We start from the raw sequence: 26,708 nt of genomic DNA, 5'->3' as shown, positions 1-26,708 counted from the left end.
TGTGAATAAATTACGTATCGGCGTTGTCGGGCTCGGCGGGATTGCGCAAAAGGCCTGGCTGCCCGTGCTGGGTGCTAGTGCAGACTGGACATTGGAAGGGGCATTTTCACCTTCGCGGGAAAAAGCGCAGCGTATCTGTGATACCTGGCGGATACCCTACGTTGATTCACTGGTTAATCTGGCGCAAACCTGCGATGCGGTTTTCGTCCATTCCAGTACCGCAACGCACTATGCGGTGGTCAGCGAACTGCTGAATGCCGGGGTTCACGTGTGCGTGGATAAACCGCTGGCGGAAAACCTGCGCGAGGCTGAACAATTGGTGGAGCTGGCCGAGAGGAAAAAGCTGACGCTGATGGTGGGGTTTAACCGTCGATTTGCGCCGCTGTATCAGGATCTCAAATCCCAGTTGGGCAATGCGGCGTCCGTACGCATGGATAAGCACCGGACGGACAGCGTCGGGCCGCACGATCTGCGCTTCACTCTGCTGGACGACTATCTGCACGTTGTCGATACCGCATTGTGGCTGGCGGGAGAGAAAGCGCAGTTAAATAACGGTACGCTGTTAACCAATGAATCCGGCGCGATGCTCTATGCGGAGCACCATTTTTCTGCCGGGCAAATGCAGATAACGACCAGTATGCATCGCCGCGCCGGTAGCCAGCGCGAGAGCGTGCAGGCGGTGACGGATGGTGGCCTGATTGACGTCACGGATATGCGGGAATGGCGGGAAGAGCGCGGGCAAGGAGTGGTGCACAAGCCGGTAGCAGGCTGGCAAACTACCCTGGAACAGCGTGGTTTTGCCGGATGCGCACGTCATTTCATTGAGTGCGTGCAAAATCAGACGGTTCCCCAGACGGCAGGTGAGCAGGCGCTCCTGGCCCAGCGCGTTGTCGAAAAGCTGTGGCGGGAGGCAATGGCTGAATAACCCCCTGTAACATCTGGCGGTAGTAATTCATTGTAATCCAGGTACTATATGCCAACTCAAAAATAACACCTCTTTTCAACCATAGGCTGGTTTGTCGGCCTGATAAGACGCTACGGCGTCGCCATCAGGCACAGCAAAAGTGCCGGATGGCGGCGCTCATGCCTTATCCGACCTACGGGCAGGTTTGTCGGGGTTTTGCCTCAGAGTCTGGAATACAACATAGATGAATTTATTAAAGTCGCTGGCAGCCGTCAGCTCGATGACGATGTTTTCACGTGTGCTGGGTTTTGCGCGTGATGCGATTGTCGCCAGAATCTTTGGCGCAGGGATGGCGACTGATGCCTTTTTTGTGGCATTCAAACTTCCTAACCTGCTGCGCCGAATCTTTGCTGAGGGCGCTTTTTCGCAGGCGTTTGTGCCTATTCTTGCCGAATATAAAAGTAAGCAGGGGGAGGATGCGACCCGCGTCTTTGTCTCTTACGTTTCCGGGCTGTTGACTCTGGCGCTGGCCGTGGTGACGGTCGCCGGGATGCTGGCTGCCCCGTGGGTGATTTTAGTCACCGCGCCTGGGTTTGCCGACACCGCGGACAAATTTGCGCTGACCACTCAACTGCTACGGATCACCTTTCCGTATATTCTGCTGATCTCACTGGCTTCGCTGGTGGGTGCGATCCTGAATACCTGGAATCGCTTTTCCATTCCGGCGTTTGCGCCGACCTTTCTGAATATCAGCATGATCGGTTTCGCGCTGTTTGCTGCTCCTTATTTTCACCCTCCGGTGCTGGCGCTGGCGTGGGCCGTTACCGTTGGCGGCGTGCTGCAGCTGATTTACCAGCTTCCGCACCTGAAGAAAATTGGCATGCTGGTGCTGCCGCGCGTGAACTTCCGTGATGCGGGGGCGATGCGCGTCGTCAAGCAAATGGGCCCGGCGATCCTTGGGGTATCTGTCAGCCAGATTTCACTGATCATCAATACGATTTTCGCTTCGTTTCTGGCCTCTGGCTCAGTGTCATGGATGTATTATGCTGACCGTCTGATGGAGTTTCCGTCTGGCGTACTTGGCGTCGCGTTGGGGACTATCCTGCTGCCCTCGCTGTCCAAAAGTTTTTCCAGCGGTAATCATGATGAGTATTGCCGTCTGATGGACTGGGGCCTGCGTTTGTGTTTTCTGCTGGCATTACCGAGCGCCGTGGCGTTGGGGATTCTGGCCAAACCGCTGACGGTTTCTCTGTTCCAGTACGGTAAATTTACTGCCTTTGACGCAGCGATGACGCAGCGCGCGCTGGTGGCATACTCGGTAGGTTTGATTGGCTTGATCGTGGTGAAAGTGTTGGCCCCAGGTTTTTATTCGCGCCAGGATATTAAAACGCCAGTCAAGATTGCCATTGTCACGCTGATTATGACCCAGGTAATGAACCTGGCATTTATTGGGCCGCTGAAACATGCCGGGCTGTCGCTGTCGATTGGTCTGGCGGCGTGTCTGAACGCTTCACTGCTGTACTGGCAACTGCGTAAACAGAAAATTTTTACCCCGCAACCGGGTTGGGCCTGGTTCCTGGCGCGACTGGTGATTTCTGTGCTGGTGATGTCGGCGGCGCTGGTTGGGATGCTATACATCATGCCGGACTGGTCGCAGGGAACGATGTTATGGCGTCTGCTGCGTCTGATGGCCGTTGTGGTGGCAGGTATTGCTGCTTACTTCACTGCGCTCGCGGTGCTGGGCTTTAAAGTGAAAGAGTTTGTGCGCCGGACGGCGTAACAGATTAATGCCGGATGGCGGCATGACGCCGTATCCGGCCTACAAAACGCGTAGGCCTGATAAGCAAAACGTTATCAGGCTAGCATCAGATAGAGAATTTTTTCCCGCCGCGGTGCGCAGCAGAGGTTTGACCGTTTGCGCCATACAGCGCCGGTTCCTGGTGCGGTTTCAGCACTTGAATCGCTTGTTGATTGCGCTCGATCTGCCCTTCCAGCAGCCAACCGTTGTGCTGGTTGAGTTCGCGTAGGTCCTGTGTTTTCCGGGTAATGGTCTGCCAACGCTCGGCAATTTCATCATTGGCGCTGCGCGTGGCGTCATGCTCCAGACGGCGCTGCTGCTCCAGATAATCAAGGGTTGCCAGCAAAGAGCTTTTTTCTTCTGTAATACGCTGTAGCTGGCTGCCGTTAATATATCCTGCGGAAAGCTGCTGCTGTTCAGCATCCATTACCGTTTTCAGGTCATTGAGGACGGTCGTCATCTGGTCAAGTATTTCTGACAAACGAGTCATACTTTATTTACTCTGTAAGTAGCTCTGCGCCTCGCGGATCAGCGAGTCGGCAATTTTTCCGGTGTCCATTTTCAGCTCGCCATTACGGATCGCGGTTTTCAGTGCTTCCACGCGTTCCATATTGATGTCATTGGTGCCGGGCTGCATCAGTTTGGCCTGGGCGTCGCTCAGCATGACGCTGGTGCTGGTGGTGGCGGTGGTTTTTTCCTTCCGCGTTTTTTGTACCGGCGCATCGCTGGTTTCACGTGGCTGAACGGTACTTACTGGCTTCAATGGTGAGGTACGATCAATGCTCATTTTGTTTATCCTCATCGAGGGGTTACGCTATAGCGGCCCGCTGTAATCATTGGTTGTTTATCTATCGGCACACGCTAAAAAATCTTTAACCTATTATAGGTTAATAAGAATATTCCCATCAGAATCGACGACACCGCTCACCACCTGGCCTGAAATCATCCGTACTCGGGCATTCTGGGCGACGGCGGCATTGTTCAGCGCTTTACCTTCGGCATTCACCCGAAAGCCATCTCCGTTGGCGATAACCAGGACGCGCTGACCGGCCTTGATTCGCCATGCCTGGCGCAACATGGAAAGCTGTATCGGCTGACCAGGCACCAGATCGCGCAGGCTTACGGCATCCTGCACCTGATTCATATCCAGCACGGCGCGCGGAGGGAGTTGGTCCAGTCGACCTCGTTTCAGCGTTACGCTGGCCGAAGTCAGGGCGCTGCCCCGAGCGACGGGCGCGGCGGCAACAACGTAGTTTCCCGTGGCCTGCACGTTCACCTGCAGATAACGTTTCTCGTTGGCGCAGCGCGCCAGCACGTTCACATTACCCCACAATTTTGCACTCCCGGACACGCTTAATGCTGGTTGTTCGCAGCTCGGCAATAAGTTTGGCGACGTTCGGATAGTAACGACGACCTCATCGCTAAATCCGGCCAGTCGCTGGGAAAACCATGCCGTCAGCTGTGAATTCAGGTCTTGCGCCAGCGTCATAGGACTGAACAGCAGTGCTGCCACGACGACTACACGTTTAAACGTTTGCATCAAAACCTCGCGCTTTTTCAGGTAGTGACAGGATTCTACCTGTGTGACGCAGTCATCAACGCAACAAATAGCGACGCATTTTGCGTTTATTCCGGCGATAACGCGCGCGTAATGGGATTTAAGCTGTCGGCTGAATTTTGTCATTTGCGGAGGAGATATGCTCGATAAGCTCGACGCCGCCTTACGTTTTCAACAGGAAGCGCTGAATTTGCGCGCCCAACGCCAGGAAGTATTGGCGGCCAACATAGCCAATGCCGACACGCCGGGGTATCAGGCGCGCGACCTGGATTTCGCCAGTGAATTAAAAAAAGTCATGGTGCGAGGACGGGAAGAAACCGGCGGTGTCTCGTTGACGCTGACCTCTGCACAACACATTCCGGCCCAGACCGTTTCCGCTCCTTCTACGGAACTGCTCTACCGCATTCCTGATCAGCCGTCTCTCGATGGCAACACGGTAGATATGGACCGGGAGCGTACGCAATTTGCAGACAACAGCCTCAAGTATCAAATGGGGCTGACCGCGTTGGGTGGACAAATCAAAGGCATGATGAACGTGCTGCAAGGAGGGAACTAATTCGTGGCGCTGTTAAATATTTTTGATATCGCAGGCTCTGCGCTGACGGCTCAGTCTAAGCGCCTGAACGTGGCGGCCAGCAACATGGCGAATGCGGATAGCGTCACCGGACCTGACGGTCAGCCCTATCGCGCGAAGCAGGTTGTTTTTCAGGTTGATGCCGCGCCAGGCGCGGCAACCGGTGGCGTAAAAGTCGCTGACGTCATTGAAAGCCAGGCACCGGATAAGCTGGTTTATGAACCCGGTAATCCGCTGGCCGATGCGAATGGTTACGTAAAAATGCCGAATGTGGACGTCGTCGGCGAAATGGTCAACACCATGTCAGCCTCGCGTAGCTACCAGGCAAACGTCGAAGTGCTCAATACGGTGAAAAGCTTGATGCTCAAAACGCTGACGCTAGGCCAGTAAAAGGAGGCGCACATGTCTATTGCTGTAAAAATGAATGACCCGAGCACGACGGGTGTGAATGACGCAACGGGGAAGAGTTCACTGACGGGCAGCAACGCCGCGGACCTGCAAAGCAGCTTCCTTACGCTGCTGGTTGCACAGCTGAAAAACCAGGATCCAACCAACCCGCTGCAAAACAACGAACTGACCACCCAGTTGGCGCAAATCAGTACCGTGAGCGGAATTGAGAAACTGAACACCACGCTGGGATCGATCTCCGGGCAGATCGACAACAGTCAGTCGCTGCAGGCCAGTACGCTGATTGGCCACGGTGTCATGATCCCAGGCACCACCATCCTGACCGGTAAAGGTACGGAAGAGGGCGCAAAAACCACTACCACGCCGTTTGGCGTTGAACTGCAGCAACCGGCAGATAAGGTTACCGCAACCATTACCGATAAAGACGGCAAGGTGGTACGCACCATTGATATTGGTGGGTTGAAAGCGGGCGTTCATACCTTTACCTGGGACGGCACCATGACCGATGGCACGGATGCGCCAAGCGGTTCTTACAACGTGTCAATTGCTGCCAGTAATGGCGGAACACAACTGGTGGCTCAGCCGCTTCAGTTTGCGCTGGTGCAGGGCGTTATTCGCAGTAACGGCGGTAATACGCTGGATCTGGGCACCTATGGAACCACCACCCTCGACGAAGTACGGCAGATCATTTAAGCCTTCACACTTATCAGGAGTAAGTCATGGCCTTTTCACAAGCGGTCAGCGGTCTGAACGCTGCAGCGACCAACCTCGATGTCATTGGTAACAACATCGCCAACTCCGCCACCTATGGTTTTAAATCCGGTACGGCCTCTTTTGCCGATATGTTCGCCGGTTCTAAAGTGGGTCTGGGCGTTAAAGTTGCGGGCATTACCCAGGACTTTACCGACGGTACCACGACCAACACCGGTCGCGGGCTGGATGTCGCTATCAGCCAGAACGGTTTTTTCCGCATGGTAGACAGCAACGGTTCCGTTTTCTACAGCCGTAACGGTCAGTTCAAGCTCGATGAAAACCGCAATATCGTCAACATGCAGGGGCTACAGCTGACGGGCTATCCGGCTACCGGTACACCGCCAACGATACAGCAAGGTGCTAACCCGGCGCCGATCACTATCCCGAATACGCTGATGGCGGCTAAAACCACCACGACTGCGTCAATGCAGATCAACCTGAACTCCACTGACAAGGTGCCAACGAAGACCCCGTTTAATCCAAGCGATGCGGATTCCTACAACAAAAAAGGCTCAGTTACCGTTTTCGATAGCCAGGGTAACGCCCACGACATGAATATTTTTTATGTCAAAACAGGCCCGAACAAATGGGATGTCTACACCCAGGACTCCAGCGTTGCGGGTTCAGTTGCCAACAAGAATGCGGTGATGAACTTTAGTGCTAACGGTACGCTGACCTCAGTGAACAATTATGTTCCAGGGACTGTGCCAGTAGATCCAGCAGATCCGACGGGACCAAAAATCCCCGTTGAAGGCCCAGCTAATGCCCAACCGCAAATTCAGATAACGACCGGTACGATCAATGGCGCAGTTCCGGCGAACTTCTCCCTGAGCTTCCTCAATTCCATGCAGCAAAACACTGGCGCCAACAACATCGTTGCCACGAATCAGAATGGCTATAAGCCGGGCGACCTGGTGAGCTACCAGATTAACAATGACGGTACTGTGGTCGGTAACTACTCCAACGAACAGCAACAGGTTCTGGGGCAGATCGTGCTGGCAAACTTTGCCAACAACGAAGGTCTGGCTTCTCAGGGTGACAACGTCTGGGCAGCTACTCAGTCTTCCGGCGTGGCGCTGCTGGGTACCGCAGGCGAGGGTAACTTCGGCAAGCTGACCAACGGCGCGCTGGAAGCATCAAACGTGGATTTGAGTAAAGAACTGGTGAATATGATCGTCGCCCAGCGTAACTATCAGTCGAACGCGCAGACCATCAAAACCCAGGACCAGATCCTCAACACGCTGGTCAACCTGCGCTAAGCGCCTGACGGGATGGCTTAATGGATCACGCAATTTATACCGCCATGGGCGCGGCCAGTCAGACGCTGAATCAACAAGCGGTGACGGCCAGCAACCTGGCAAACGCCTCAACGCCGGGTTTTCGTGCGCAACTCAATGCGCTGCGCGCGGTTCCCGTTGAAGGATTGTCTTTACCGACGCGTACGCTGGTGGTGGCCTCCACGCCGGGGGCCGATATGACGCCGGGTCAGATGGACTATACCTCACGTCCGCTGGACGTGGCGCTGCAACAGGATGGCTGGTTGGCTGTGCAGACCGCGGACGGTAGCGAAGGATATACCCGAAATGGCGCCATTCAGGTAAGCCCTACGGGGGAACTGACCATTCAGGGACACCCGGTGATTGGCGAAGCCGGACCAATAGCCGTACCGGAAGGTTCAGAAGTCACCATTGCGGCAGACGGCACGATCTCGGCGCTCAACCCTGGCGATCCGGCTAACACCGTTGCGCCAGTTGGGCGACTGAAACTGGTGAAGGCCACGGGGAGTGAAGTGCAACGTGGCGATGACGGTATGTTCCGTCTGACTCAGGCCGCGCAGGCTACCCGTGGCGCTACGTTACAGGCCGACCCCAGCATTCGCGTTATGTCGGGTGTGCTGGAAGGCAGTAACGTTAAGCCGGTAGCCGCGATGAGTGACATGATCGCCAACGCCCGTCGTTTCGAAATGCAAATGAAGATTATCAGTAGCGTGGATGATAACGCGGGTCGCGCCAACCAACTGCTGTCGATGAGTTAATACAGGACATTTTATGATCAGTTCATTATGGATCGCCAAAACCGGCCTGGATGCGCAGCAAACCAACATGGATGTGATTGCCAACAACCTGGCAAACGTCAGTACCAACGGATTTAAGCGTCAACGTGCCGTGTTTGAAGATCTGTTGTACCAGACGATTCGCCAGCCTGGCGCACAGTCTTCTGAACAAACCACACTGCCGTCTGGTTTGCAGATTGGTACCGGTGTGCGCCCGGTCGCGACCGAGCGTTTACACAGCCAGGGGAACCTGTCGCAGACCAACAACAGTAAAGATGTGGCGATTAAAGGGCAGGGCTTTTTCCAGGTCATGCTGCCTGATGGCACATCCGCCTACACCCGTGACGGTTCTTTCCAGGTGGATCAGAACGGCCAACTGGTGACTGCGGGTGGTTTTCAGGTTCAGCCGGCTATCACCATCCCGGCTAACTCGCTCAGTATCACCATTGGACGCGACGGTATCGTCAGCGTAACCCAGCAGGGCCAGGCAGCACCGGTTCAGGTTGGGCAGCTTAACCTGACTACTTTTATGAACGATACCGGTCTGGAAAGCATTGGTGAGAATCTGTACACCGAAACGCAGTCATCCGGTGCGCCGAATGAGAGCACTCCGGGGCTGAACGGCGCGGGTCTGCTGTACCAGGGCTATGTTGAAACCTCTAACGTCAACGTGGCGGAAGAGCTGGTAAACATGATCCAGGTTCAGCGCGCTTACGAAATCAACAGTAAAGCGGTATCGACCACCGATCAGATGCTGCAAAAACTGACGCAACTCTAAAGTGTGGCCCGGTGGGGTGAAAGCCTCACCGGCACACTGATTTTGAAGATGACCGCAATGCGAAAATACGCGCTTCACCCATACCCAATTTTAGCCCTGTTGGTGGTTTCACTGACAGGATGCGCCTGGATCCCAGCCACGCCCCTCGTGCAGGGCGCAACGTCTGCCCAGCCTGTTCCTGGCCCGACGCCGGTGGCGAATGGATCAATCTTCCAGTCGGCCCAACCGATTAACTACGGTTATCAGCCGCTATTCGAAGACCGCCGTCCGCGCAATATTGGCGATACGTTGACCATCGTATTGCAGGAAAACGTCAGCGCGAGCAAAAGTTCTTCGGCTAATGCCAGCCGCGACGGCAAAACCAACTTTGGTTTTGATACCGTACCGCGTTATTTGCAAGGACTGTTTGGCAACGAGCGTGCTGACGTAGAAGCTTCAGGCGGTAACACCTTTAACGGTAAAGGCGGCGCGAACGCCAGCAATACCTTCAGCGGTACGCTGACCGTAACGGTCGACCAGGTACTGGTGAATGGTAACTTACATGTTGTGGGTGAAAAACAGATCGCCATTAATCAGGGCACTGAATTCATTCGCTTCTCCGGGGTCGTTAACCCGCGCACCATCAGTGGCAGCAACTCCGTACCGTCAACTCAGGTTGCGGACGCACGTATTGAGTATGTCGGCAACGGCTACATCAATGAAGCGCAGAATATGGGCTGGTTGCAGCGTTTCTTCCTTAACTTGTCGCCGATGTAAGCGAGGTAGCCAGTGTTTAAATCTTTAGTTGGAATGGTACTGGTGCTGATAACCACCTTTGCGCATGCCGACCGTATTCGTGACCTGACCAGCGTTCAGGGCGTGCGGGAAAACTCGTTGATCGGTTATGGGCTGGTGGTCGGTTTGGATGGCACGGGTGACCAGACCACCCAGACGCCGTTTACTACGCAAACGCTCAACAACATGCTTTCGCAGTTGGGAATTACCGTGCCAACCGGCACCAATATGCAACTGAAAAACGTGGCGGCGGTGATGGTGACCGCGCAATTCCCGGCCTTTGGTCGTCAGGGGCAAACCATTGACGTGGTGGTCTCTTCCATGGGGAACGCCAAAAGCCTGCGCGGCGGAACGTTGCTGATGACCCCGCTGAAAGGGGTCGATAGCCAGGTATATGCGCTGGCGCAGGGGAATATTCTTGTAGGCGGTGCAGGCGCGGCTGCGGGTGGCAGCAGCGTGCAGGTAAACCAGCTCAATGGCGGACGTATTACCAACGGCGCGACCATCGAACGTGAATTACCCAGCCAGTTCGGCGGCGGTAACACCATTAATCTGCAGCTCAATAATGAAGATTTCACTATGGCGCAGCAGATAACCGACACCATTAACCGTTCGCGCGGCTTTGGTAGCGCCACTGCGCTGGACGCCCGGACGATTCAGGTACGCGTGCCAAGCGGCAACAGTTCGCAGGTGCGTTTCCTTGCTGACATCCAGAATATGGAGGTGAATGTCACGCCGCAGGATGCGAAAGTGATTATCAACTCGCGCACCGGATCCGTCGTTATGAACCGTGAAGTCACGCTGGATAGCTGTGCCGTCGCGCAAGGCAACTTGTCGATTACGGTAAACCGCCAGGCGAACGTCAGCCAGCCGGATACACCGTTTGGCGGTGGACAGACCGTGGTGACACCTCAAACCCAGATCGATCTGCGCCAGAGTGGTGGTTCGCTGCAAAGCGTGCGTTCCAGCGCCAACCTGAACAATGTTGTGCGTGCGCTTAATGCGCTAGGGGCAACGCCGATGGATCTGATGTCCATTCTGCAATCGATGCAGAGCGCGGGATGCTTACGCGCCAAACTGGAAATCATCTAATGATTGGTGACAGCAAACTGCTGACCAGTGCCGCCTGGGATGCGCAATCACTGAACGAACTGAAAGCGAAAGCGGGTCAGGACCCGGCGGCGAATATCCGCCCGGTTGCCCGTCAGGTTGAAGGGATGTTCGTACAAATGATGCTGAAAAGCATGCGTGAAGCACTGCCGAAAGATGGCGTTTTTAGCAGTGATTCGACACGTTTGTATACCAGCATGTATGACCAACAAATTGCGCAGCAGATGACCGCAGGTAAAGGTCTGGGACTGGCTGAAATGATGGTTAAGCAGATGACTGAAGGGCAGGCGCAACCCGCAGACGATGCGCCGCAGGTGCCAATGAAGTTCTCCCTGGAAACGGTGACCAGCTATCAAAACCAGGCGCTGACGCAACTGGTCCGTAAAGCCATTCCCCGCGCGACGGAAAGCAATGATGAGCCGCTGTCAGGTGACAGTAAAGACTTCCTCGCCCAGCTATCGCTGCCGGCTAAGCTGGCAAGTCAGCAAAGCGGGGTTCCGCATCATCTGATTCTGGCGCAGGCGGCGCTGGAGTCCGGATGGGGCCAGCGACAAATCCGGCGTGAGAACGGTGAACCGAGCTTTAACATTTTTGGCGTGAAGGCTTCGGGAAGCTGGAAAGGCCCAACCACCGAAATCACCACCACCGAATATGAAAACGGCGAGGCGAAAAAGGTGAAAGCCCGATTCCGCGTCTATAGCTCTTACCTTGAGGCACTGTCGGATTATGTCGGTCTGATATCGCGTAACCCGCGCTATGCGGCGGTAACCGCCGCTGCTACCGCCGAGCAGGGGGCACAGGCTTTGCAGAATGCCGGTTACGCGACTGACCCTAACTATGCGCGTAAATTAACCAGCATGATCCAGCAGTTGAAATCGATGAGCGAAAAAGTGAGCAAAACCTACAGTACGAATATCGATAATCTCTTTTAAATAGCTCAAGTCTACCAACCTGCTGCCGATAATAACGAGTATTGAAGGATTACAAGGAACCTCCATGTCCAGCTTGATTAATAACGCGATGAGTGGACTCGCCGCAGCGCAGGCCGCGTTGAATTCTGCCAGTAATAACATCTCCAGCTATAACGTTGCCGGATACACCCGTCAAACGACAATTATGGCGCAAGCGAACAGCACGCTGGGTGCGGGGGGCTGGGTTGGCAATGGCGTCTATGTTTCTGGCGTACAGCGCGAGTATGACTCCTTTATCACGAATCAGTTACGTGCCGCGCAGAACCAAAGCAGCGGCCTGACAACGCGCTATGAACAAATGTCGAAAATCGACAATCTGCTCTCCAGCAAAACCAGTTCCATTTCGACCTCAATGCAGGACTTTTTTACCAGCCTGCAAACGCTTGTCAGTAACGCGGAAGACCCGGCGGCGCGCCAGGCGCTGATCGGTAAAGCTGATGGTTTAGTCAACCAGTTCAGAACAACCGACCAGTATCTGCGTGATCAAGACAAGCAGGTTAATACTGCGATCAAGGCCAGCGTTGACCAGATCAACAACTATTCAAAACAGATTGCCAGCCTCAACGATCAGATTTCCCGTCTGACCGGCGTCGGCGCGGGCGCATCGCCTAACGATTTACTCGACCAGCGCGACCAACTGGTCAGTGAACTGAACCAGATTGTCGGTGTTGAAGTCAGCGTTCAGGACGGCGGGACTTACAACATAACCATGGCGAACGGTTATTCACTGGTGCAGGGCAGCAATGCACGCCAGCTGGCGGCTGTGCCCTCCAGTGATGATCCCAATCGAACCACAGTAGCCTACGTCGACGGGGTTGCCGGCGAGGTTGAAATTCCCGAAAAACTGTTGAATACCGGTTCACTGGGCGGGCTGTTGACCTTCCGTTCTCAAGAGCTTGACCAGACGCGTAACACGCTGGGCCAACTGGCGTTGGCGTTTGCCGATGCGTTTAACACCCAGCATAAAGAGGGTTTTGACGCGAACGGCGATCAGGGTAAGGATTTCTTTGCTATCGGTAGCCCGGCAGTATTCAACAACGCTAAAAATACAGGAACAGGATCGTTAAGCGCGAAGATTACCGACAGCTCTGCTGTACAGGCGACCGATTATAAAATCGTTTATGACGGGACGGACTGGCAGGTTACTCGCCTGGCGGATAATACCAGCTTCAAAGCTACCGTTACCGGTGGGAAGATGTCCTTTGACGGGATGGAAATCACCGTAAATACTGGCGCAAAAGCAAATGACAGCTTCACAGTGAAACCTGTCAGTAACGCCGTTGTTGATATGAAAGTCATGGTGACCGATGAGTCGAAAATCGCCATGGCCCAGGTCTCAAAAAATGATCCGGACCCGGATATTGATAAGGGAAAAAGCGATAACCGTAACGGTCAGAAACTGCTGGATCTGCAGACCAAAGCTACCGTGGGTAATAAGACCTTCAACGATGCCTATGCCACGCTGGTAAGCGATGTCGGGAACAAAACCGCGACGCTGAAAACCAGCGCCATTACCCAGAACAACGTGGTAACGCAGCTTTATAAGCAGCAGCAGTCTATTTCCGGCGTCAACCTCGACGAAGAATACGGTAACTTACAGCGCTACCAACAGTATTACCTGGCTAACGCGCAAGTGCTGCAAACTGCAAATGCGCTGTTTGATGCACTGATTAATATTCGCTAAGGGAGAGGGACACAATGCGTATCAGCACCCAGATGATGTACCAGCAGAATATGCGTGGCATCACTAACTCTCAGGCTGAATGGATGAAGTTCGGCGAGCAGATGTCAACGGGCAAACGTGTGATCAACCCATCTGACGATCCGATCGCCGCCTCGCAGGCCGTGGTGCTTTCTCAAGCACAGGCGCAGAACAGCCAATATACGCTGGCGCGTTCATTTGCGACGCAAAAAGTGTCGCTGGAAGAGAACGTACTGAGTCAGGTAACGACGGCAATTCAGACCGCGCAGGAAAAAATTGTCTATGCCGCGAACGGCACGTTAAGCGATGACGACCGTGCATCGCTGGCCACCGACCTGCAGGGGATCCGCGATCAACTGATGAACCTGGCGAACAGCACCGACGGTAATGGGCGCTATATTTTTGGCGGATATAAAACAGAATCTGCACCATTTGCTCAGGCAGATGGCGCTTACAGCGGCGGTACAACAAATGTGACCCAGCAGGTCGATGCCTCCCGTACCATGGTGATTGGTCATACTGGCGATAAAGTATTTGTTAATCTGACCAGCAATGCCGTACCGGAACCTGGCGGCGGTACTCAGGAAAAGAACCTGTTCAAAATGCTGGATACCGCTATTGATGCGCTCAAAACCCCGATTGAGGGCAATGACGCGGCAAAAGCTACTGCCTCTGCAGCCATTGATAAAACCAGTCGTGGCCTGAAAAATTCATTGAATAACGTGCTTTCTGTTCGTGCAGAATTAGGGACTCAGCTCAGCGAGTTAAGTTCACTGGATTCACTGGGCGCCGATCGCGCATTGGGCCAGACTCAGCAGATGAGCAATCTGGTGGATGTTGACTGGAACGCAGCGATTTCGTCCTACGTGATGCAGCAGGCCGCACTGCAGGCATCGTACAAAACGTTTACCGATATGCAGGGAATGTCGCTATTTCAACTGAACCGGTAACACCTTTTTGAACATATCATGAAACTGGATATGTTTGTCTGCCCGCTCCTTTAACACCCCGGAGCGGGCATTTTTTTAGGCCACTGTTATTTTCTCAGCGACAGATTCCCCGTTAATCTTATTTCCCACGCAATCGCACCGCTAAAGATTGCCAGCGTAACCACGCCTTCTCAGTTTGTCAGTGTGTAGAGCAGAGATAAAAAAAGCCGACCCGAAGGTCGGCTTTTATGTTGATTATGACTTACTCAACGGGTTGCGGACGCGCTGCTGGCGCAGTCGCCTGGTGCGTGGCGCTGTGTCCACCTGCAGCACCTTTACCTTCAAAGGTGAATTCCGGGCGTTGCCAGTCACTATGACGCGGCGCTTCAGGCACATACTCTGGTGCAGGAGCACGGGTCATCGGGGCGGCCGCGTGGCTGTGAAGATGTTCTGCGTCAACGCGGGTTGCGACAACTTCAGACTTAACGACTGCGTCTTCGACGACCGGTGCGGCAACAACCTCTTGCGGCGCGGCAACTTCTTCAACCACTGGCGCTGTTTCCACAACCTCGGCAATCTCTTCAGCCACTTCAGGCTGAGAAATAACAACCTCCGCAGATTCTTCGACAACCGGCGCAGCCACGATTTCAGCGACAGGTTCGGCTTTCGCCGCGGTATCCTCAGCAACAGGCGCGTCAGATTCAGCGATAATTTGCGGTTGTTCCTCGACCGGAGTAGCGATGACTTCCGGATGCGTGGTTTCAACGACGGTAGCCTGAGGTTCAGCAATGACCACCTCTGGCTGTACGGTTTCAACCGAAGCAGGGGCGTTCACAATATGCTCAACGACAGCTGCAGCAACCTGAGGCTCTACGGCGACTGGCATTTCCTGCTCGCGCTGCTCTGCAACCTGCTGATCCTGAGGACGAGCAACAGGGTAGCGGATCCAGACTTTACCGGACGCTAATTCTGGAGATGCGCAGGCAACCGTTAACGGCATCGGCGACTGAACCGGGTAACGCTCGTCACGATAGCGACGACGGCGTTGTCCACTGACGCGCAGATGGCGAGGTGAGCGACGGGAACGACGCGGCATACCATTAGAGTCACGCGCTTCGCTGTTGTCTTCCTGCTCAGTCGCAACGACGGCAGGCAGATCAACTTTCGCCAGTTCAGTACGCTGTGCCGGTACGGGCTGTTCAGTTGGCTGAGCGACAGCCGTTTCAGCGACCACCTCGACAGTAGAGACTTCGGCTTCAACAGCCGGGCTGTCTGTGTAACGAACTTTCTGAGTCAGCTGACGCTGTTTACGGCGAGTCTGAGGCTGACGAACGCGCTCTTCTTGCTCGGTATCTGGCGCAGGTTGTTCTGCCAGGTTCAGCTCTTTAACTTCCTGCTGCGCCTGACGCTTATCATCGTTGCGACGGCGGTTGCGCTCGCGACGCGGAGCCTGCTGGTCATCACCGGATTTCGCTTTGTCGGCGACGTCAGTAGACTGCTGGCGGTTATCGCGCGCTTCCGCATTTTGCTGCTGCGACTGACGGCGGTTACGGCGGTTATCTTCACGGTTTTCACCGCTTTCTGAACGCTCGTTACGGTTATCACGCTCGCCACGGTTGTCGCGATTATCACGACGATCGTTACGGTCGCGACGATTGTTCTGACGCGGTTTACGACGATCCTGCTGGCGATCGGTTTTCTCTTCAGCTTTCGGCGCAGGTTGTTCAACCGGTTTCACTTCTTCGCTACCGCTGAAGATGGACTTCAGTGCGCCGAAGAAACGGCTAATCAAACCTGGCTGTGCGGCGACGGCCGCGGTCGCTGCTGCGGCTTTAGGCGCGGCGGCCTTCGCAGTAGGTTCCTGCAAAGCAGGGGCTGGCGGCACCTCTGGCATTGCAAAGGTGGCCAATGCCGGCTGCTCTGGCTGTTTACGCTCGACGAACTCTTCTTCCGTCGGCAATGCCATCGCTTCTTCATGCAGTTTTGGCAGCAGGTAGCTCAGGGTTGGTGTTTCTTCCCCTTTGCGTACGCGCAGCACGGAGTAATGCGGAGTTTCCATCTGATCGTTTGGCACAATCACACAGCGCACGCCATTCTGACGTGTCTCGATAGCATTTACCGCGGTACGTTTTTCGTTGAGCAAGTAGGATGCGATCGGCACAGGAACAATAGCGTGAACTTCCTGCGTATTTTCTTTCAGCGCTTCTTCTTCGATCAGACGCAGAATAGACAGCGACAGTGATTCGTTATCACGTACGGTACCCGTGCCGGAGCAGCGTGGGCATACGTGATGGCTGGATTCACCCAGCGACGGGCTCAGACGCTGGCGGGACATCTCCAGCAGGCCGAAGCGAGAAATATGGCTGATTTGAATACGCGCTCTGTCCTGACGCACGGCTTCACGCAGACGGTTTTCAACCGCACGCTGGTGACGAACCGGCGTCATATCAATGAAGTCGATTACAATCAGGCCGCCGAGGTCGCGCAGACGCAGCTGACGAGCAATTTCATCGGCTGCTTCAAGGTTGGTGTTGAACGCAGTTTCTTCGATGTCGCCGCCGCGGGTCGCGCGTGCGGAGTTGATATCGATGGCGGTCAGCGCTTCTGTGCTGTCGATAACGATTGAGCCGCCGGACGGCAGACGCACTTCGCGCTGGAACGCGGACTCAATTTGAGATTCGATTTGATAGTGGCTGAACAGCGGGATTTCACCGGTGTACAGTTTGATTTTGCTGCTGAAATCCGGACGACCCAGCGCGGCGATGTGCTGACGCGCCATCTCCATAACTTTCGGGTTGTCGATGAGGATTTCGCCGATGTCCTGACGTAAGTAGTCACGGAATGCGCGAACGATAACGTTGCTTTCCTGATGGATCAGGAACGGAGCAGGGCGGCTGTCAGCGGCTTTTTGAATCGCTTCCCAGTGCTTCAGGCGGAAACTCAGGTCCCACTGCAACGCTTCGGCAGATTTGCCGACACCTGCGGTACGCACGATAAGCCCCATGCCGTCAGGCAGTTCCAGGCTTGCCAGCGCTTCTTTTAATTCGGTACGGTCGTCGCCTTCAATGCGACGGGAGATACCGCCCGCGCGCGGGTTGTTCGGCATCAGAACGAGATAACTACCTGCCAGGCTGATAAAGGTGGTCAGCGCAGCACCTTTATTGCCGCGTTCTTCTTTATCGATCTGAACAATGACTTCCTGACCTTCGCGCAACACGTCTTTAATGTTGGGACGACCATGGGAGTTGTAGCTAGCGGGGAAGTATTCGCGGGCAATTTCTTTTAACGGAAGGAAACCGTGACGTTCAGCGCCGTAATCAACAAAAGCAGCTTCCAGACTCGGTTCAATACGGGTAATTTTGCCTTTATAGATGTTGGCTTTTTTCTGTTCGTGTCCAGGACTTTCGATATCCAGATCGTACAGACGCTGCCCATCTACAAGGGCGACACGCAACTCTTCCTGCTGAGTCGCGTTAATTAACATTCTTTTCATCGTAACTTACTCATTATTCTTACATTGACGACTAAGCTGCGGGCAGAGTAATGCCTTTCCGGGTGTGAACCGATGGCCTCGTGTCTATTCGCGTCGCCAACCTCACGGTTATCGTCAGCTCAAAGAGGCGCAGAGTGTCGGTTGCCTGTATTTCATACGGAAACACAGCGCAATTATCAGGGGAACAGTCTGGGTGTTACTCTCCAGAGAAGCTTCCATTGTGCTTATCGTCTTTCACGCTGTGGGTGCGTTGGCTTCATCTTCTTACCCCAACCACTTACAGGAGTAAGCACCTGGGGTTCCCAGACTTGCCGCCTTCCTACAACGCGAAATCTATAGAGCACTTACCGGTAAGGACTGCAACCCGCAGCCCGCTAACTGCCTGAAAGATCAATACGTCTTACGCCATTGCTGCGTTGATGATCGGTCGGGCAAAATTGGGTCATTCCGGAAAAGGTCTTGTTTTAACAAGATTCAACACGGAAACAACCTCATTATTCCACTGCTAACCTTGTTATAGCAAGATGACTTTTGCCATTTATCACCCGGTTACTCACAGTTTTTTCACTTCCGCGTAGTGATTGCTTTAATAACCACCAAATCGGCTATGTCAAACTTAAGTAATAAGGTATAGCAGTTAATATAAGCATAGAAAAATGTGTGGCGCGAATCTTGATGGCTATTTAAAATCGGCCCCCATGAAAACAGAGACTCCAGCCGTAAAAACAGTTGCCATTACTGCCGACGAAGCAGGGCAACGCATCGACAACTTTTTGCGCACCCAGCTCAAGGGCGTGCCGAAAAGTATGATTTATCGCATTTTGCGTAAAGGCGAAGTGCGGGTGAACAAAAAACGCATTAAACCCGAGTACAAACTCGAAGACGGGGACATTGTGCGTATTCCACCTGTACGTGTCGCTGAACGTGAAGAAGAGGCCATTTCACCAAATTTGCAGAAGGTCGCGGCGCTGACCGATGTCATTTTATATGAAGATGACCACATTCTGGTGCTTAACAAGCCTTCAGGTACGGCCGTGCATGGTGGAAGCGGGTTAAGCTTTGGCGTCATTGAAGGCTTACGAGCGCTGCGCCCGGAAGCGCGTTTCCTTGAACTGGTGCATCGCCTTGACCGGGATACCTCCGGCGTGCTGCTGGTGGCCAAAAAACGATCTGCCTTGCGTTCGTTGCATGAACAACTGCGTGAAAAAGGCATGCAGAAAGATTACCTCGCGTTGGTACGCGGCCAGTGGCAGTCCCATGTCAAAACCGTGCAGGCCCCGCTGTTAAAGAACATTCTGCAAAGCGGCGAGCGTATCGTGCGGGTGAATCAGGAAGGCAAGCCATCGGAAACGCGCTTTAAAGTGGAAGAGCGTTACGCGTTTGCTACGCTTGTGCGCTGCAGTCCCGTGACCGGACGCACGCACCAGATTCGCGTGCATACGCAATATGCCGGACATCCGATTGCCTTTGACGACCGCTATGGCGATCGTGAGTTCGATAAGCAACTGGCGGATACCGGGCTGAGCAGGCTCTTTTTGCACGCCGCAGCGTTGAAATTTACTCATCCTGGGACGGGTGAAGTAATGCGTATTGAAGCGCCAATGGATAAGCAGTTGAAGCGCTGCCTCGAGGTGTTACGCAGTAAAGGCTGATGCGCATTGATATTATCGCGCATTACCTGTAGGCCTGATGGCGCTGTGCCTATCAGGCCTACAGGATTAGGCCTGTACAGCCGTCAATCCGTCAGGCTTTTAACGGGTTCATATCTTCTCGTCGCAGCATTTGACACAGTGCGATTAGCGGCAAACCGATTAAGGTATTTGGGTCGCGACCTTCCAGGCGCTCAAAAAGTGCAATGCCCAATCCTTCGCTTTTAAAACTACCGGCACAATGCAGCGGGCGCTCTTTGCGCACGTAATCTTCAATTTCCGTTTCGCTTAAGTGACGAAAATGGACGTCGAACGGTTCAACTTCAGTTTGTAAATGTCCGGTCGCAGAATTATACAGTGCCAGTCCGGTATAAAACGTCACAATATTGCCACGGGCTTTGAGTAACTGCTGGCGTGCATTTTCTTCTGTTAACGGTTTGCCGGTTATTTCACCATCGAGAACACAAATTTGATCGGAACCAATAATAAGGTGCGATGGATAACGGTGGGCGAGAGATTGCGCTTTTTTCTGCGCCAGTCGCAAGACTAAGTGCCGGGGGGCTTCGCCCGGTAACGGCGTTTCATCAACCTCTGGTGCTGCGCATTCGAACGGGATTGCCAGTTTTTCTAGTAAAGCGCGACGCCAGGGAGAGGTAGAAGCAAGAATAAGTTGAGGCATATTTTTTCCCTCGCATATAGCGTATTGATGAGAGCCATTTTAAACTATGGACTTCGTCCTACAAGCTGGCTGTAATGGCTTGTGTTGAGCGATTTTAAGTCGATGACCCGCAATGTGTGCGAATTATTGGCAAAAGGCAACCACAGGCTGCCTTTTTCTTTGACTATATGACGTTACAAAGTTAATATGCGCGCCCTATGCAAAAGGTAAAATTACCCCTGACTCTTGATCCGGTTCGTACGGCTCAGAAACGCCTCGATTATGAAGGTATCTATACTTCTGATCTGGTTGAGCGTGTCGCCGATTCTGTAGTCAGTGTGGACAGTGATGTGGAATGCTCCATGTCGTTCGCTATCGATAACCAGCGCCTTGCCGTTATAACCGGTGATGCAAAGGTGTCGGTTACGCTCGAATGTCAGCGTTGCGGGAAACCGTTCCCACTTCATGTTCACACAACATATTGTTTTAGTCCTGTCCGTTCTGACGAGCAGGCTGAAGCACTCCCGGAAGCGTATGAGCCGATTGAGGTTAACGAATTCGGTGAAATCGATCTGCTTGCAATGGTTGAAGATGAGATTATCCTCTCCTTGCCGGTAGTTCCGGTGCATGATTCTGAACACTGTGAAGTGTCCGAGGCGGACATGGTCTTTGGCGAATTGCCTGATGAAGCGCAAAAACCAAACCCATTTGCCGTATTAGCCAGCTTAAAGCGTAAGTAATTGAGGAGTAAGGTCCATGGCCGTACAACAGAATAAACCAACCCGTTCCAAACGTGGCATGCGTCGTTCTCATGACGCTCTGACCGCAGTCACCAGCCTGTCTGTAGACAAAACTTCTGGTGAACAACACCTGCGTCACCACATCACTGCCGACGGTTTTTACCGTGGCCGTAAGGTAATCGCTAAGTAATCACGCATGACTCAATGACTTTCCTACTACGGTGAGAAAGACAAAGAGTACACGCGTGATGAAGCTTAGTGAGGCTTTCCCCGGGTAACTGGGGAAACACCTAACCGGGCAGCGACGATACCTTGACACGTCTAACCCTGGCGTTAGATGTCATGGGGGGAGATTTTGGCCCTACCGTGACAGTGCCTGCAGCATTGCAGGCACTGAATTCTAATTCGCAACTCACACTTCTTTTAGTCGGGGATCCCGATACAATCACGCCATTACTTGCCAAAGCTGACTTCGAACAACGTTCACGTCTGCAGATTATCCCTGCTCAGTCAGTTATTGCCAGTGATGCCCGGCCCTCGCAAGCTATTCGCGCCAGTCGTGGAAGCTCAATGCGCGTTGCCCTGGAGCTCGTGAAAGAAGGTCGAGCGGAAGCCTGTGTGAGCGCCGGCAATACAGGCGCGCTAATGGGACTTGCGAAGTTATTGCTCAAACCCCTTGAGGGGATTGAGCGTCCTGCGCTGGTGACGGTTTTACCCCATCAGCAAAAGGGCAAAACGGTGGTGCTGGATTTGGGTGCCAACGTGGATTGTGATAGCACGATGTTGGTGCAATTTGCCGTCATGGGTTCCGTGCTGGCAGAAGAGGTGGTTGGAATTGCCAATCCCCGTGTTGCGTTGCTCAATATCGGTGAAGAAGAAACCAAGGGTCTCGACAGTATTCGGGATGCTTCTGCAGTGCTAAAAACAATCCCTTCTATCAATTATATCGGCTATCTTGAAGCCAATGAGTTACTGACTGGCAAAACTGATGTGTTGGTCTGTGACGGCTTTACAGGTAATGTCACATTAAAGACGATGGAAGGTGTTGTCAGAATGTTCCTTTCACTGCTGAAGTCTCAGGGTGAGGGCAAAAAACGGTCGTGGTGGCTGCTGTTATTAAAACGTTGGTTACAAAAAAGCCTGACAAGGCGATTTAGTCACCTCAACCCCGACCAGTATAATGGCGCCTGTCTGTTAGGATTGCGCGGCACGGTGATTAAGAGTCATGGTGCGGCCAATCAGCGAGCATTTGAAGTCGCGATTGAACAGGCAGTGCAGGCGGTGCAGCGACAAGTTCCTCAGCGAATTGCCGCTCGCCTGGAATCTGTATACCCAGCTGGATTCGAACTGCTGGACGGTGGCGAAAACGCAAACTCGCGAGCACACAGATAACCGTGCGTTTGTGAATGCTGCCAACGTATCAGCGATTTGCTCGTGGCGGTATATAACCAAAAAGTGACTGAGCGTACATGTATACGAAGATTATTGGTACTGGCAGCTATCTGCCTGAACAAGTGCGTACTAACGCCGATTTGGAAAAAATGGTTGAGACATCTGATGAGTGGATCGTCACTCGCACAGGTATCCGTGAACGCCATATTGCAGCGCCAAATGAAACAGTTGCGACGATGGGCTTTGCCGCCGCAAACCGTGCAATTGAAATGGCGGGCATCGACAAAGAACAAATTGGTCTGATTGTGGTTGCCACCACATCATCCACACACGCATTTCCAAGTGCGGCATGCCAGATCCAAAGTATGCTGGGGATCAAAGGCTGTCCGGCGTTTGACGTTGCAGCCGCTTGTGCCGGTTTCACCTACGCCCTGAGCGTTGCCGACCAGTACGTTAAGTCTGGCGCAGTGAAGCATGCTCTGGTGGTTGGCTCAGATGTCCTCGCTCGTACCTGTGATCCAACCGATCGCGGGACGATCATTATTTTCGGCGATGGCGCAGGTGCGGTTGTACTGAGCGCATCAGAAGAGCCCGGCATTCTTTCTACGCATCTGCACGCTGATGGTCGCTATGGCGAACTGTTGACGCTGCCTAATGCCGATCGCGTGAACCCGGAAAACCCGATCCACCTGACGATGGCGGGTAACGAAGTATTTAAAGTCGCGGTGACCGAGCTTGCACACATCGTTGATGAAACGCTGGAAGCAAATAATCTCGATCGTTCTGCACTGGACTGGCTGGTGCCGCATCAGGCAAACCTCCGCATTATTAGCGCAACCGCGAAAAAGCTGGGTATGTCGATGGATAATGTTGTCGTGACGCTCGACAGACATGGCAATACCTCCGCGGCCTCCGTACCGTGCGCGCTGGACGAAGCCGTCCGCGACGGGCGTATTAAAGCTGGGCAGTTGATATTGCTTGAAGCCTTTGGGGGTGGATTCACCTGGGGCTCTGCGCTGATTCGTTTCTAGTATAAGGATTTAAACATGACGCAATTTGCATTTGTGTTCCCGGGGCAGGGTTCCCAGACCGTTGGGATGTTGTCTGAAATGGCAGCAAACTACCCAATTGTTGAAGAAACTTTTGCTGAAGCATCAGCTGCGCTGGGCTATGATCTGTGGGCGTTGACTCAGCAGGGACCGGCCGAAGAGCTGAATAAAACCTGGCAGACGCAGCCAGCACTGTTGACTGCCTCTGTTGCGCTTTATCGCGTATGGCAGCAGCAGGGTGGTAAAACACCTGCGCTGATGGCTGGTCACAGCCTGGGCGAATACTCTGCGCTGGTGTGTGCGGGTGTTATCGGTTTTGCCGATGCCGTACGTCTGGTTGAACTGCGTGGCAAATTCATGCAGGAAGCGGTACCGGAAGGCACTGGCGGCATGTCTGCTATTATCGGTCTGGACGACGCTGCTATCGCTAAAGCGTGTGAAGAGTCTGCCGAAGGTCAGGTGGTTTCACCGGTAAACTTTAACTCACCAGGTCAGGTGGTTATTGCCGGGCATAAAGAAGCCGTAGAACGTGCCGGCGCAGCCTGTAAAGCGGCTGGCGCTAAGCGTGCTCTGCCACTGCCGGTCAGCGTTCCTTCTCACTGCGCGCTGATGAAGCCAGCTGCTGAGAAACTGGCCGTTGAACTGCAAAAAATCACTTTTAACGCGCCGACTGTTCCGGTTGTGAACAACGTCGACGTGAAGTGCGAAACAGACGCAGACGCTATTCGCGATGCGCTGGTTCGCCAGCTGTACAGCCCGGTTCAATGGACTAAAACCGTTGAATTCATGGCGTCCCAGGGCGTAGAGCACCTGTATGAAGTTGGTCCGGGCAAAGTTCTGACCGGTTTGACGAAACGTATTGTTGACACCCTGACTGCTTCGGCAATGAATGAGCCGGCGGCATTATCTGCGGCGCTAGAGCAATAAAAGAGGAAGACCATGAGTTTTGAAGGAAAAGTCGCGCTGGTTACCGGTGCAAGCCGTGGCATTGGCCGCGCAATTGCTGAAACACTCGTTGCCCGTGGCGCGAAAGTTATCGGTACTGCAACCAGCGAAAGCGGTGCGCAGGCCATTAGCGATTACTTAGGTGCAAATGGTAAAGGTCTGATGTTGAATGTGACCGATCCGGCATCTATCGAATCTGTTCTGGGAAATATTCGCGCAGAATTTGGTGAAGTCGATATCCTGGTCAATAATGCCGGGATTACTCGTGATAACCTGTTAATGCGCATGAAAGATGACGAGTGGAACGATATCATCGAAACCAACCTGTCATCTGTTTTCCGTCTGTCAAAAGCGGTAATGCGAGCTATGATGAAAAAGCGTCATGGGCGTATTATCACTATCGGTTCTGTGGTTGGTACCATGGGAAATGCGGGTCAGGCAAACTACGCTGCGGCGAAAGCGGGTCTGATCGGCTTCAGTAAATCACTGGCGCGCGAAGTTGCGTCTCGTGGCATTACTGTAAACGTTGTTGCTCCGGGCTTTATTGAAACGGACATGACGCGTGCGCTGTCTGATGATCAGCGTGCGGGTATTCTGGCGCAGGTTCCTGCGGGTCGCCTTGGCGGCGCTCAGGAAATCGCCAGTGCGGTTGCATTTTTAGCTTCTGACGAAGCAAGTTACATCACAGGTGAGACTTTGCACGTCAACGGCGGGATGTACATGGTTTAACCACGAGATAAAAAAATTTGCGTTATTAGGGTGAATGCCCTCAAAATAACGTAAAATCGTGGTAAGACCTGCCGGGATTTAGTTGCAAATTTTTCAACATTTTATACACTACGAAAACCATCGCGAAAGCGAGTTTTGATAGGAAATTTAAGAGTATGAGCACTATCGAAGAACGCGTTAAGAAAATTATCGGCGAACAGCTGGGCGTTAAGCAGGAAGAAGTAACCAACAATGCTTCCTTCGTTGAAGACCTGGGCGCAGATTCTCTTGACACCGTTGAGCTGGTAATGGCTCTGGAAGAAGAGTTTGATACTGAGATTCCGGACGAAGAAGCTGAGAAAATCACTACCGTTCAGGCTGCCATTGATTACATCAACGGCCACCAGGCGTAAGTGAACATCTCCAGGCGGTCATTCGACCGCCTGAGTTTTATCTTTTTATCCCACTTGAATTATTTTCCCTCCCTGGAGGACAACCGTGTCTAAGCGTCGTGTAGTTGTGACCGGACTGGGCATGTTGTCTCCTGTCGGCAATACCGTAGAGTCTACCTGGAAAGCTCTCCTTGCCGGTCAGAGTGGCATCAGCCTGATCGACCATTTCGATACTAGCGCCTATGCAACGAAATTTGCTGGCTTAGTAAAGGATTTTAACTGTGAAGACATTATCTCGCGCAAAGAACAGCGTAAGATGGATGCTTTCATTCAATATGGAATTGTCGCTGGCGTTCAGGCCATGCAGGATTCTGGTCTCGAAATTACGGAGGAGAACGCTCACCGTATTGGCGCCGCTATCGGCTCTGGTATTGGCGGTCTCGGATTGATCGAAGAAAACCACACCTCTTTGGTGAATGGCGGTCCACGTAAGATCAGCCCGTTCTTCGTTCCGTCAACGATTGTTAACATGGTGGCAGGTCACCTGACCATCATGTACGGCCTGCAAGGGCCAAGCATCTCCATTGCGACCGCCTGTACCTCAGGTGTGCATAACATTGGTCATGCAGCACGTATCATTGCATACGGCGATGCAGACGCGATGGTTGCGGGTGGTGCAGAAAAAGCCAGTACCCCGCTGGGCGTGGGTGGTTTTGGTGCGGCACGTGCGCTGTCTACACGTAATGATAACCCGCAAGCGGCAAGCCGTCCGTGGGATAAAGAACGTGATGGCTTTGTGCTGGGCGACGGTGCAGGCATGGTGGTACTGGAAGAGTACGAGCATGCGAAAGCGCGCGGTGCAAAAATCTATGCTGAAGTCGTTGGTTTTGGCATGAGCAGCGATGCTTACCACATGACGTCACCACCTGAAAACGGTGCGGGCGCTGCGCTGGCAATGGTCAACGCACTACGCGATGCGGCTATCGAAGCGGGTCAGATCGGCTATGTCAACGCGCATGGCACGTCTACTCCTGCTGGCGATAAAGCCGAAACCCAGGCAGTGAAATCTGTCTTTGGCGATGCGGCAAGCCGTGTGATGGTAAGCTCCACTAAATCCATGACCGGACACCTGTTGGGTGCGGCGGGCGCGGTAGAGTCTATTTTCTCTATCCTGGCGCTGCGCGATCAGGCTATTCCGCCAACCATCAACCTGGATAACCCGGATGAAGGTTGTGACCTGGACTTCGTACCTCACGAAGCGCGTCAGGTTAGTGGTCTGGAGTACGCACTGTGTAACTCCTTCGGCTTTGGCGGGACTAACGGTTCGTTGATCTTTAAACGCGTTTAGTTATTTACACTGCAAAAAAGCG

Annotated in this window: 27 protein-coding genes; 22 read left to right on the top strand and 5 right to left on the bottom strand. The window is 53.4% G+C overall.

The genetic code is table 11. From position 1 onward, the window contains the following. Window position 1 precedes the first annotated feature (1 nt). A complete protein-coding gene (locus HV229_RS15320; protein WP_049282342.1) occupies window positions 2-925 on the top strand; it encodes a Gfo/Idh/MocA family oxidoreductase in 924 nt (307 codons plus the stop codon). Window positions 926-1,148: 223 nt separating this feature from the next. Further along, a complete protein-coding gene (gene murJ / locus HV229_RS15315) occupies window positions 1,149-2,684 on the top strand; it encodes a murein biosynthesis integral membrane protein MurJ (protein WP_181545789.1) in 1,536 nt (511 codons plus the stop codon). 85 nt (window positions 2,685-2,769) lie between these two features. Here murJ and flgN read toward each other — a convergent pair whose 3' ends face one another. The 3 genes from flgN to flgA form a co-directional block, all read right to left on the bottom strand. Then, on the bottom strand, window positions 2,770-3,192 hold the full coding sequence (flgN, locus tag HV229_RS15310; protein WP_016152623.1) for a flagella biosynthesis chaperone FlgN: 423 nt from the start codon (window positions 3,190-3,192) through the stop codon (window positions 2,770-2,772). 3 nt (window positions 3,193-3,195) lie between these two features. After that, the gene (flgM, locus tag HV229_RS15305) at window positions 3,196-3,489 is read right to left on the bottom strand and encodes a flagellar biosynthesis anti-sigma factor FlgM (RefSeq protein ID WP_016152624.1); all 294 of its coding nucleotides are present in this window, start codon (window positions 3,487-3,489) and stop codon (window positions 3,196-3,198) included. 93 nt (window positions 3,490-3,582) lie between these two features. Next, window positions 3,583-4,242 carry a flagellar basal body P-ring formation chaperone FlgA gene (flgA, locus tag HV229_RS15300; protein ID WP_181545787.1) on the bottom strand — a complete coding sequence of 220 codons (660 nt, stop codon included), beginning with the start codon at window positions 4,240-4,242 and terminating at the stop codon, window positions 3,583-3,585. 157 nt (window positions 4,243-4,399) lie between these two features. On the opposite strand from flgA, the gene flgB reads away from it, so the two are divergent. The 11 genes from flgB (at window position 4,400) to flgL (ending at window position 14,333) form a co-directional block, all read left to right on the top strand. Continuing rightward, window positions 4,400-4,816, top strand: coding sequence for a flagellar basal body rod protein FlgB (flgB, locus tag HV229_RS15295; protein ID WP_016152626.1), 417 nt, complete (start codon window positions 4,400-4,402; stop codon window positions 4,814-4,816). Window positions 4,817-4,819: 3 nt separating this feature from the next. Continuing rightward, entirely contained in the window at window positions 4,820-5,224 is a 405-nt protein-coding gene (gene flgC, locus HV229_RS15290; protein ID WP_006685091.1) for a flagellar basal body rod protein FlgC, read from the top strand. A 12-nt stretch (window positions 5,225-5,236) separates the two neighbouring features. Then, the gene (gene flgD, locus HV229_RS15285) at window positions 5,237-5,935 is read left to right on the top strand and encodes a flagellar hook assembly protein FlgD (protein ID WP_016152627.1); all 699 of its coding nucleotides are present in this window, start codon (window positions 5,237-5,239) and stop codon (window positions 5,933-5,935) included. A gap of 26 nt (window positions 5,936-5,961) precedes the next feature. Further along, complete coding sequence (gene flgE, locus HV229_RS15280) at window positions 5,962-7,254, top strand: flagellar hook protein FlgE (protein ID WP_046274760.1); 1,293 nt, start codon at window positions 5,962-5,964, stop codon at window positions 7,252-7,254. 20 nt (window positions 7,255-7,274) lie between these two features. Further along, complete coding sequence (locus tag HV229_RS15275) at window positions 7,275-8,030, top strand: flagellar basal body rod protein FlgF (RefSeq protein WP_016156188.1); 756 nt, start codon at window positions 7,275-7,277, stop codon at window positions 8,028-8,030. Between the two features lie 13 nt (window positions 8,031-8,043). Then, complete coding sequence (gene flgG / locus HV229_RS15270) at window positions 8,044-8,826, top strand: flagellar basal-body rod protein FlgG (protein WP_003036202.1); 783 nt, start codon at window positions 8,044-8,046, stop codon at window positions 8,824-8,826. 57 nt (window positions 8,827-8,883) lie between these two features. Further along, window positions 8,884-9,582: a flagellar basal body L-ring protein FlgH gene (flgH, locus tag HV229_RS15265; RefSeq protein ID WP_016152630.1), complete on the top strand. Its 699-nt coding sequence runs from the start codon at window positions 8,884-8,886 to the stop codon at window positions 9,580-9,582. Window positions 9,583-9,615: 33 nt separating this feature from the next. Then, window positions 9,616-10,692, top strand: coding sequence for a flagellar basal body P-ring protein FlgI (locus tag HV229_RS15260; RefSeq protein WP_019076467.1), 1,077 nt, complete (start codon window positions 9,616-9,618; stop codon window positions 10,690-10,692). Continuing rightward, the gene (gene flgJ, locus HV229_RS15255; protein ID WP_016152632.1) at window positions 10,692-11,642 is read left to right on the top strand and encodes a flagellar assembly peptidoglycan hydrolase FlgJ; all 951 of its coding nucleotides are present in this window, start codon (window positions 10,692-10,694) and stop codon (window positions 11,640-11,642) included. The genes HV229_RS15260 and flgJ overlap by 1 nt, the downstream gene beginning before the upstream one ends. A 64-nt stretch (window positions 11,643-11,706) precedes the next feature. Continuing rightward, a complete protein-coding gene (flgK, locus tag HV229_RS15250) occupies window positions 11,707-13,365 on the top strand; it encodes a flagellar hook-associated protein FlgK (protein ID WP_016152633.1) in 1,659 nt (552 codons plus the stop codon). A gap of 14 nt (window positions 13,366-13,379) precedes the next feature. Further along, window positions 13,380-14,333: a flagellar hook-associated protein FlgL gene (gene flgL, locus HV229_RS15245; RefSeq protein ID WP_016152634.1), complete on the top strand. Its 954-nt coding sequence runs from the start codon at window positions 13,380-13,382 to the stop codon at window positions 14,331-14,333. Window positions 14,334-14,574: 241 nt separating this feature from the next. On the opposite strand, the gene rne is transcribed toward flgL, so the two are convergent. Beyond that, a complete protein-coding gene (gene rne / locus HV229_RS15240) occupies window positions 14,575-17,805 on the bottom strand; it encodes a ribonuclease E (RefSeq protein WP_181545784.1) in 3,231 nt (1,076 codons plus the stop codon). Window positions 17,806-18,503: 698 nt separating this feature from the next. Between rne and rluC the strand changes: the two genes are divergently transcribed. Then, window positions 18,504-19,457, top strand: coding sequence for a 23S rRNA pseudouridine(955/2504/2580) synthase RluC (rluC, locus tag HV229_RS15235; RefSeq protein ID WP_049259723.1), 954 nt, complete (start codon window positions 18,504-18,506; stop codon window positions 19,455-19,457). A 91-nt stretch (window positions 19,458-19,548) separates the two neighbouring features. Here rluC and HV229_RS15230 read toward each other — a convergent pair whose 3' ends face one another. After that, entirely contained in the window at window positions 19,549-20,133 is a 585-nt protein-coding gene (locus HV229_RS15230) for a nucleoside triphosphate pyrophosphatase (protein ID WP_016152637.1), read from the bottom strand. Between the two features lie 197 nt (window positions 20,134-20,330). Here HV229_RS15230 and yceD point away from each other — a divergent pair, with 197 nt between their 5' ends. The 8 genes from yceD to fabF all read left to right on the top strand — a co-directional run bounded on the left by yceD (window position 20,331) and on the right by fabF (window position 26,686). Then, window positions 20,331-20,852 (top strand): 23S rRNA accumulation protein YceD, encoded by a 522-nt coding sequence (gene yceD / locus HV229_RS15225; RefSeq protein WP_003036239.1) that lies wholly within the window; start codon window positions 20,331-20,333, stop codon window positions 20,850-20,852. A 16-nt stretch (window positions 20,853-20,868) separates the two neighbouring features. Continuing rightward, the gene (gene rpmF / locus HV229_RS15220; protein WP_003036242.1) at window positions 20,869-21,042 is read left to right on the top strand and encodes a 50S ribosomal protein L32; all 174 of its coding nucleotides are present in this window, start codon (window positions 20,869-20,871) and stop codon (window positions 21,040-21,042) included. Between the two features lie 122 nt (window positions 21,043-21,164). Further along, window positions 21,165-22,244 (top strand): phosphate acyltransferase PlsX, encoded by a 1,080-nt coding sequence (plsX, locus tag HV229_RS15215; protein WP_071601761.1) that lies wholly within the window; start codon window positions 21,165-21,167, stop codon window positions 22,242-22,244. A gap of 77 nt (window positions 22,245-22,321) precedes the next feature. After that, the gene (gene fabH, locus HV229_RS15210) at window positions 22,322-23,275 is read left to right on the top strand and encodes a beta-ketoacyl-ACP synthase III (protein ID WP_016152639.1); all 954 of its coding nucleotides are present in this window, start codon (window positions 22,322-22,324) and stop codon (window positions 23,273-23,275) included. 15 nt (window positions 23,276-23,290) lie between these two features. Next, a complete protein-coding gene (gene fabD, locus HV229_RS15205; protein WP_046274754.1) occupies window positions 23,291-24,220 on the top strand; it encodes an ACP S-malonyltransferase in 930 nt (309 codons plus the stop codon). A 12-nt stretch (window positions 24,221-24,232) separates the two neighbouring features. Next, window positions 24,233-24,967 (top strand): 3-oxoacyl-ACP reductase FabG, encoded by a 735-nt coding sequence (gene fabG / locus HV229_RS15200; protein ID WP_016152641.1) that lies wholly within the window; start codon window positions 24,233-24,235, stop codon window positions 24,965-24,967. Window positions 24,968-25,122: 155 nt separating this feature from the next. Beyond that, window positions 25,123-25,359 carry an acyl carrier protein gene (gene acpP, locus HV229_RS15195; RefSeq protein ID WP_000103754.1) on the top strand — a complete coding sequence of 79 codons (237 nt, stop codon included), beginning with the start codon at window positions 25,123-25,125 and terminating at the stop codon, window positions 25,357-25,359. Between the two features lie 85 nt (window positions 25,360-25,444). Next, entirely contained in the window at window positions 25,445-26,686 is a 1,242-nt protein-coding gene (gene fabF, locus HV229_RS15190; RefSeq protein WP_016152642.1) for a beta-ketoacyl-ACP synthase II, read from the top strand. Window positions 26,687-26,708 lie beyond the last annotated feature (22 nt).

The sequence above is a fragment of the Citrobacter sp. RHBSTW-00524 genome (genome assembly GCF_013747755.1).
GTDB lineage: Bacteria > Pseudomonadota > Gammaproteobacteria > Enterobacterales > Enterobacteriaceae > Citrobacter > Citrobacter braakii.
This window is presented reverse-complemented; position numbering and strand designations above follow the sequence as displayed.